The 7,336-nt window shown below is 41.1% G+C and carries 8 protein-coding genes; 4 read left to right on the forward strand and 4 right to left on the reverse strand.

Annotation, left to right across the window (positions count from 1 at the left end):
• Positions 1–241: WD40 repeat domain-containing protein (locus PX481_RS10390; RefSeq protein WP_502888595.1), on the forward strand; the 241-nt coding region annotated here is incomplete at its 5' end.
• 45 nt (positions 242–286) lie between these two features.
• Here PX481_RS10390 and PX481_RS10395 read toward each other — a convergent pair.
• Positions 287–1,627 (reverse strand): AAA-like domain-containing protein, encoded by a 1,341-nt coding sequence (locus PX481_RS10395; protein WP_002761457.1) that lies wholly within the window; start codon positions 1,625–1,627, stop codon positions 287–289.
• 908 nt (positions 1,628–2,535) lie between these two features.
• On the opposite strand from PX481_RS10395, the gene PX481_RS10400 reads away from it, so the two are divergent.
• Together PX481_RS10400 and PX481_RS10405 are read left to right on the forward strand one after the other, a co-directional pair.
• Positions 2,536–3,396, forward strand: coding sequence for a glycosyltransferase family protein (locus PX481_RS10400; RefSeq protein WP_002761454.1), 861 nt, complete (start codon positions 2,536–2,538; stop codon positions 3,394–3,396).
• 219 nt (positions 3,397–3,615) lie between these two features.
• Entirely contained in the window at positions 3,616–4,791 is a 1,176-nt protein-coding gene (locus tag PX481_RS10405; protein WP_002761452.1) for a polysaccharide pyruvyl transferase family protein, read from the forward strand.
• A gap of 140 nt (positions 4,792–4,931) precedes the next feature.
• On the opposite strand, the gene PX481_RS10410 is transcribed toward PX481_RS10405, so the two are convergent.
• Genes PX481_RS10410 through PX481_RS10420 form a run of 3 tightly spaced genes read right to left on the reverse strand, consistent with a single transcriptional unit; the run spans position 4,932 to position 6,142 of the window.
• Positions 4,932–5,474, reverse strand: coding sequence for a peroxiredoxin (locus tag PX481_RS10410; protein ID WP_002761451.1), 543 nt, complete (start codon positions 5,472–5,474; stop codon positions 4,932–4,934).
• A gap of 41 nt (positions 5,475–5,515) precedes the next feature.
• Positions 5,516–5,863, reverse strand: coding sequence for a type II toxin-antitoxin system PemK/MazF family toxin (locus PX481_RS10415; protein ID WP_071825094.1), 348 nt, complete (start codon positions 5,861–5,863; stop codon positions 5,516–5,518).
• Positions 5,864–5,866: 3 nt separating this feature from the next.
• On the reverse strand, positions 5,867–6,142 hold the full coding sequence (locus PX481_RS10420) for a hypothetical protein (RefSeq protein ID WP_002761450.1): 276 nt from the start codon (positions 6,140–6,142) through the stop codon (positions 5,867–5,869).
• 59 nt (positions 6,143–6,201) lie between these two features.
• Here PX481_RS10420 and aroA point away from each other — a divergent pair.
• Positions 6,202–7,336, forward strand: a 1,135-nt coding sequence (gene aroA / locus PX481_RS10425) for a 3-phosphoshikimate 1-carboxyvinyltransferase (RefSeq protein WP_288094551.1), incomplete at its 3' end; no start/stop codon positions are given.

Raw genomic sequence — 7,336 nt, forward strand, 5'->3', positions numbered from 1 at the left:
TAGTGATCATATCAATTCAGTTAGTGTTAGTCCTAATAATCAACTATTAGCCAGTGGTAGTGATGATAAAAGCTTAAAATTATGGGATTTAAAAGCAGGAAAAGCCATTATTTCTATTCCCCATCCCCAGAAAATCTATTCCGTTTGTTTTAGTCCCGATGGTCATTATATCGCCACGGCCTGCCAAGATAAAATCGTTAGAGTTTATGGCACTTCCGAACTACAATCTTTGGCAAGTTGAGCAATCTTTGAGCGCACCGGATGCTTATCGGTGTCTAATTATCCACTAGAGATCGCTGCCAGTTTGTTCCTCTCGGAAGTAAAGCTGATATAATTGACAGCTAGGCTGGGCTAGATCGCCTTTTAACTGAATTAAACCCATACTTTCCAGTTTATAGGCAGTAATCGGTTCTAATCGCGCTCCCTTATCGGAAGAATTAACCACTTCCCCCATCCCTGTCAATAATTCCGGCTGTTTTTGCAGACTATCCCAGTGATGACGCAGGTGTGCCGCATAAATTCCCCCTTGGGTAGCAGCATTAGGGAGAATATTTTTTTCCCCGCGCACCCGCGCTTCCAGGGCCAAACGGCTAAGATAGGGATGACCAGCGACTAGAGCGATTAAATCCCCGATAAAACGCTGATTATCGTCATTTTTAGGCAATCCGTAGCTACTAGCCAAGTTTTCCAGTTGTTCGAGGCTAAAACCGGGTAATTTAATCGCGCGACCGACATTAAAGGGAGATTGATTAGCGTCCAATTGAATATAGATTTCCGTGGAATTAGCAATCGCTAACCGCAAATTCTGCCAGATTTCTAAATTATTAGCTTCTTCGTGCCAACAGCGCAAAAGCGGCAAAAAATCCCTAGCGATGTCGGGATACTCGAAAATTCTGTCTAAATTATCTAGGGCCAAAAAAACAGGGCCGTTAATCTGTTCCAAAAGATAGGACTGAAAATAGGTTTGACAACTGATTAAACTGCCAAATAGTTCCTCATCCCAATATTCATCTAATTGAGGCTTTAAACCCAATTCTCGGCTGACATTTGCCGAAAACCAGCGACAAAATCGGTCTAAACTGGCAAACATCGCCTTTTCTGCCACTTGACAATTAATATAAACTGTGCTATGTCCCCAACTATCTGCCTGAGCGAGCAGATGTTTAAGGAGAGAAGTTTTGCCAGTCTTTTCGGGGGATTTAATGCGAATGAGTGACCCCGGACGATTAATTTCTTGATAACAGTCGCTTTCGACGGGAGGGCGGCTAATATAAGTATCTATAACTGATTTTTCTGCTAGTATCGGGGTGGGGTGATTTTTCCATTGAGGATATTTGATATCTTTGAACCATTCTCGGAGGATTTGGAACTTACCCGGCCCTTTACTACCTAATTCGAGTTCGGGACAGCCATTATCTTTATCTTCCGAGAAATAGCTATAGATTTTAGTCATCTGTTTTTTATAGGTTTCATGGCTGGCAGCCTCGGCCATTTCCCAAATTCCCTCATCTGGTTTGCGCCAATTTTCGTAGGCAAAACGAACCAAAAAAATTTCCTTTAATTTGCCTTGAACACCGTATTCTCTAGCTAGATGTTTGAGAAACTCGTCCCATCCCTGTGGTTTCATCCGGTTCTACTTTATTCTACTTATATTCCCTTTTTTTCCATGTTAACCCCTTTTTCCCTCTTGGCAATGGGACTGACATCCGAGAAGAAAGGCCCTATGGTAAAAATAGGTCAATTACCTGATGGTGTCTAAGGGAGTAAAACCATGAAAATCTCGTTAACCTTGTTTGTTGTGGTCTCCTTGCTGTTAGGTTCTCTTCCTCACACTTTAGCGGTTAATAGTCAAGATAACCATTTTGACCGTTCCTCTTCGCCGCTAATTTTACAAAACCGTGACTGTAAGGGTGATAAGGACGATAATTGCAATTAGTCCTGATTATCTCGGTTAAGGTTGTTAGTCTATATCCCCCACCGATGAAAAAATCGTGGTCGGGATTTTTTTTATCTTAATCATCAAAATTAGGGTTAAACCAGGTAAATTAGAGGAAATTGTCAAAGATTGACTTTTATCTTGCTCTCAATAGCTAGGGATTGTCCAGAGGTTAAAATTCGTCTAGGGGTGACTTCTGAATGCCAACAGCCATTTTTATCGGTATAGAAGGGTATAAGCGCATATTTGTGAAGATTTTTGGTATAATCAAAAGCTTGCACAATTTATCCAGCAGAATTGATAGATGCCTCCTGTTTTCCCGAACGACCGCCGAATAATAATCCTAACCCTTGTCTTGTGGAAGTTTTCACTGGGAGTGATCTAGAGACTAGATCAGCTTTCCACTATCATATATACTCTGGGCGGGGCCGACAACAGTTCAAAATGATGTAAACTTTGACTACAGCAACAGCTTGCTCAAAATAACCCCACTCTAGCTTTTTTAGGTAGTAGTTAGTAGTCAACCGACTTGACTAATTAACTTAAGGTGGGAATATTTCGGTTTACGCAGTATAAATAGAACAAGTGTATTTAGTAAAATGATGGTTACTGTAACCCAAGCAACATCCCAATCTAATTCGTTGATTGATTACGTTAAGCAAGTTTTTATCATCGCCTATAAAGAGCCAACAGAGGCACTAGAATCCTGCTTTCGGGAAGAGGGATTTAATTGCGAAGTTCTCAGACAAAAACACCTAGAAGAATATAAGGGTTATTCCAATAGCTACCTTTGTCTTCTTAATCATTGTCAAGCATGGCAACGTATTATTCAGGAAAATAAACCGACTTTAATTATCGAAGCTGATTTTGTTCCTGTGGTGGGCATCAGTCAACTTCCTTTACCATTTAATCCTAGTAAAAAAGATGTGGGTATTGCTTGGCTATATACTTGCGCTCCTCAAGTTTATTATGTATCACCCGAAGGTTTTGCCACTGGATTTTCTACCTCTGCTGTTGCCTATATCGTTACCCCAGAGGCGGCAAAAGTTCTGATAACATTAGAAGAAAAAATCAGGCAAAATCCAGGACCTAAATCCTATTCTTCTTGGGATTCTACGATTGATAATTTGTTAAGAGAACAAAAACTTAAAAATTATCTTCCCTTTCGCTGTTACGGAGAACATGGTGGTTTACCCAATCTGGAACATTACCGCAATAATTTAAGCAAAAGCCATAGAGCCGATGTACTTTATGGTTCCTTAGCTTTTTTGCCAATTTATGCCCAAGGAAAAAACAGTACTTGGCTGGCTTTTTGGTGGGAACGTTTACAAGCAAGAATTAAAGGCATTGGGAGATTACTTGCCGGTAAATATCTGCGTCTGGCTACACTTCGCCGTAATAACTACTCATGCCGTTTTCTCAGTTTCGCTATTTTTAGACATTTAACATGGCGCTTATGAAAAATTATGCCGAAGCAATTGTTAAGATTTGATGAATATTAATGTTGTCGTTGATTTAAAATAATGTTACAATCCATCAACGGTCAAGACCTAGTTAAGTTATCTTCTCATGAACTTGCTGACTATCCGTTTGTCAATCAAGCAAATTTTGGCAGATTTACTAGGTCGAAGTCGATTTTCTTGCAAGCTGTTTTTGTAAAAATAAAGGACATCTAGACTATGCAACATTCTCTCAGAGATAATATCATTTTCTGCCAAGCGAGAGTTCCCCATGGAAATCAGGGAGATTTAGTATTAACTAAAATTCTCGTTTCGGAATTAAGACAGTACGGAAAGCTGATTATTAATGATTTGCAAGTTCCTGAATGGTTCTGTAAGCAGTTAGATATGAAAAATGATGAGAAAGCTAGTTCATATCCAATCGGTTTTAGTCTTTTGATCTGGTTTTATAGCTTAAAATATTTATTTAAGCCTCGGGCTAATGTTTATTTAATTTTGCGTCCTGGCCATTTCTATGGACGAGGATTTAAGTTAGAGCTTAAGATGTTGTTAGCTTCCTTATACTATAATATATTAGCCATATTCAAAGTAAAAATTTGTCGATTTGGTACTTCAATTGAGTCCTTGTCACAACCTCTACAAGTATCTGAGAAATTGCGTTCTATCCCTATGCACTTTTATAGTGTTAGAGATACTTTATCCAAAGATTATGCTCTAAAAATAGGAATAGATAAGGTAAAAATATTCCCTGACTTAGCCTGGCTGTTGCCCAAAAAATATGTCAAGGAAAATTCACAATTTTTGATGCAGGTTCCCAATTCTAATGAGCAACCCATAAAAATAGATCAAAATTATATTGTGTTAAGTTTTAGATCTGGCTTCAAAGAGTTTGATAGTTCTGGCTATAAAACTAATCTTTTGATAGTTTTAGATAAACTGGTTAAAATGATCTGTGGAGATAGCCAAAATAAATTAGTTATTAGTTACCAAGTTGATTCAGATTATAAATTTTCCAAATATCTGTTTGAACGTTATCAAAATGAATACGATGTGATGTTTATAGAACGATATATAGACAGTCGCTCTATGTATGATTTGTATTCTGGAGCATCGATGGTGTTTAGCAATCGTTTGCACGTTTTGATGTTTGCAATGTTTTGTGGTTCTTTGCCGATTGCCATTGTTAATCGAGCTAAAGAAGGAAAAATTAATGGTATCTTTTCTGATGCAGGACTGCAAGAAATTATCTTAGATATTGCCCAGGGAACTAATGAACTAGATAGTTTACCCGAACTACTTAATCGTCAGGCAATAATCAAAGAAAAAATCAGCCTAGCTTGCCAAAAAAACGGTGATATTTGTCGAGAGACTCTAAAAGAAGTCTTTCAAAGCTGATAATCAGTAAGACATTAAGTCCGATTGGTTAATGATGATTATATTACCCAATCTTAACTGCTTGACCAATAACTTTGACTGCTAAATTAGAGATGCCTTTGGAGTAAAAACCCCTCCATCGGCATTCTTGCTTGTCAAAATCAAGAACTCGCCTGTAATTCCTCTAAACGTGCTAAAACTTCGGCACTGTGAATGGCAGGATTTACCCCTAAATAAATCTCTTTTAAAATCCCCTGCGGATCGATAAGATAGGTATGGCGCAGGGAAACATAACCCATCCAAGAACCATAGGCTTTACTAACATCTCCGGTAGTATCTGCCAGTAAGGGAAATTTTAACCCCTCCGAGTCACAAAATTCCGCATGAGAATCGACATCATCGGCACTTACCCCTAAAACTTGCGTATTTTTAGCCATATATTTCGGCAAATCCTGTTGAAAACGCCGCGCTTCTAGGGTACAGCCTGGGGTAAAATCCTTGGGATAAAAATACAAAACTACCCATTTACCCCGATAGTCCGATAGGGAAATATTTCCTTCTCCCTTGTTAGTCGGTAGGCTAAAATCGGGTGCCGGTTGATTTAAAGGGGGTTGGGAACCACCTAAAGCGTTAGCATCGGGAATAAGGGCAAAAAATGCCAGAATTACTACGCTTAAAAAACTCAACAGTTGACGACGAGACATAAATTTAAGTTGTCGGGTGGGTTAGATGAGGCGACTTGCCTCTATGGTTTTGTTTCATCTAAACTTGCGAGGGAAATTCTAACACGAGCCTTGATTCCCTGCCAGTCACGCTCTGATAAATGTCCAATCACAGCTAAATTTGCAGATGGTGGCAAAGTTACGATAAAACAACGAAATATCGAAGCGACCCGTAACCCGGCCGAGATCCAATCCTGAAGCGCATAATCAGTAATTCCTAGAACTTTTGACTGAGTTGTGATCAGTCCAACTATTACATCAGGTCGAAGAGAGTGGTAAGTCTCTGATGACAAAACCACAGCAGGACGGCGCTTAATTCCTGTCACACCGGGAAAATCAACTGTCACCACATCTCCAGTGGAAAACGTCACCAATTAACCCCCCTCCACATCAGAGAAAGTTTTGGCCGCATAGTTTAGGGAAAAATTGACAAGATCGATCTGATCCTCCTCAGTCCAGGTATCACTTTGATCTAGCGATGGTTGTTGTTGTCCGACAAGTTCATTGAGAATGATTGTGGCCAATCGCAAACGTTCCCCAGATGATAAGTGGCAAACCACTTGATTATAAACTTCTTGGGCAGTAGTGGGCATGACAAAAAACTGATGACCGAATGCTTCTAGCTTAATATTCTTTACATAACTTGACAAGGAAAGGACGAGGTAAAGGGGGAAAATAGATCGAGCTTGTCTTCATCTGCCTAAAGATCATGTCTATTGTCACCCTTAACCCCCTTCAATCCCATCAAGATTTAGTCATCGATCCAGCCAAAATCACGGGATTACGGGGAAAAATCACCATCCCAGGCGATAAATCTATATCCCATCGTTCCCTGATGTTAGGAGCGATCGCCGAAGGAGAAACTGTTATTCATGGGTTATTATTGGGCGAAGATCCCCGCAGTACCGCTAGTTGTTTTCGTGCCATGGGTGTGGAAATTTCCCAACTCAACAGCGAGAAAGTGATCGTCAAAGGTAGGGGTTTAGGCAATCTCGAGGAACCCTTAGAAATCCTCGACGCGGGCAATTCCGGCACGACGATCCGCTTAATGTTAGGATTATTGGCTGGTCATCAGGACCGTTTTTTTGTCGTTACCGGTGATGCTTCCCTGCGATCGCGTCCCATGTCCAGGGTGGTGAAACCCCTCAAAGAAATGGGGGCACAAATTTGGGGCAGAAAAGCTAATTCTTTGGCTCCTTTAGCCGTTTCTGGGGAATCTCTGCAACCGATCCACTACTATTCTCCCGTCGCTTCTGCACAGGTGAAATCCTGTCTTCTCCTCGCAGGACTGTTAACGGAGGGGAAAACCACAATCACGGAACCCGCTTTATCTCGCGATCACAGTGAACGGATGCTGCGCGCTTTTGGGGCAAATATTGAGGTGGATGGGGAGACTAATAGCGTCACGGTGACGGGTTATCCCACTTTAACTGGACAAACGGTGATTGTACCGGGGGATATCAGTTCGGCGGCTTTTTGGTTGGTAGCGGGAGCAATCGTGCCTAATTCCGAGTTATTAATCGAAAATGTGGGAATAAACCCGACTAGAACCGGAGTTTTACAGGTTTTACAGGCAATGGGGGCAGATATCACCCTCGAAAATCAACGGGTGGTGACGGGGGAACCGGTGGCGGATCTGCGGGTGAAATCCAGTCAACTACAGGCAACCATGATCGCTGGTGAGATTATACCCCGTCTGATCGATGAAATTCCGATTTTGGCAGTAGCGGCGGTTTTTGCCCAAGGAACGACAATTATCAAGGATGCCGAGGAATTACGGGTGAAGGAAAGCGATCGCCTGACGGTGATGGCCACCCAACTCGATCGCCTAGGGGCAAAAGTAA

The sequence above is a fragment of the Microcystis sp. M53603_WE2 genome (assembly GCF_030065435.1).

Bases quoted from the DNA above. Each gene is read 5' to 3' on its own strand.
- PX481_RS10400 (WP_002761454.1), top strand. From the start codon at position 2,536: ATGATGGTTACTGTAACCCAAGCAACATCCCAATCTAATTCGTTGATT.
- PX481_RS10405 (WP_002761452.1), top strand. From the start codon at position 3,616: ATGCAACATTCTCTCAGAGATAATATCATTTTCTGCCAAGCGAGAGTT.
- PX481_RS10395 (WP_002761457.1), bottom strand. From the start codon at position 1,627: ATGAAACCACAGGGATGGGACGAGTTTCTCAAACATCTAGCTAGAGAA.
- PX481_RS10410 (WP_002761451.1), bottom strand. From the start codon at position 5,474: ATGTCTCGTCGTCAACTGTTGAGTTTTTTAAGCGTAGTAATTCTGGCA.